Annotated in this window: 1 protein-coding gene and 1 pseudogene; one reads left to right on the top strand and one right to left on the bottom strand. The window is 38.6% G+C overall.

Going from position 1 to position 692, the window contains the following annotated elements:
• Positions 1-262 (bottom strand): annotated as a pseudogene (locus tag ABN217_RS19420) (DNA-protecting protein DprA); the annotation flags it as partial.
• 132 nt (positions 263-394) lie between these two features.
• On the opposite strand from ABN217_RS19420, the gene def reads away from it, so the two are divergent.
• On the top strand, positions 395-692 hold a 298-nt coding region (def, locus tag ABN217_RS19425), incomplete at its 3' end, for a peptide deformylase (RefSeq protein WP_349459880.1).

Raw genomic sequence — 692 nt, forward strand, 5'->3', positions numbered from 1 at the left:
GGGCTAGAAGAAATGGATATAAGCCACTACTAAAAGTAATCAATTGATTTTCTTCTTTCTCTAACCACTTTCGTGCTTGAGTTATCTTTACTGATGGGAAATGTATGAACTGTAGACTTTGCAGCTCACTCAACCCACACCGCTGCAAGGTAGCTATATTTATATTACCCAATAGTATGAGTTCATTAATAATTTTTGATGCACTACTCGGCGAAAGCCGACTGACCTGAGACATCCTTAACCAAATTTCTTGGGTTTCCATGGTATCTCCCTGACTTTATGGCAAATATGTTCATCAGTGAACAATTCATAACCAATACTGTCAATATGGCCAAGAAATGTCTAGAATAGGCATTAATTCCTATTCACTTTTTGGACGCTGCTCGAAAAACTTATGTCAGTATTAAATGTATTACATTATCCAGACGAACGCTTACGCACAATCGCTAAGCCAGTAGAAATAGTTAATGCCGAAATTCAACGTATTATCGATGATATGTTCGAAACGATGTACGAAGAAGAAGGTATTGGTCTTGCTGCGACCCAAGTAAACATCCACCAGCGTATTATCGTTATTGATGTTTCTGAGACTCGCGATCAGCGCCTCGTACTTATTAACCCTGAATTATTAGATAAATCAGGTGAAACAGGTATTGAAGAAGGTTGCCTCTCTATACCAGAACAACACGGCT

This window comes from Proteus sp. fly-1067 (assembly GCF_040139345.1).
Classification (GTDB): domain Bacteria; phylum Pseudomonadota; class Gammaproteobacteria; order Enterobacterales; family Enterobacteriaceae; genus Proteus; species Proteus vulgaris_B.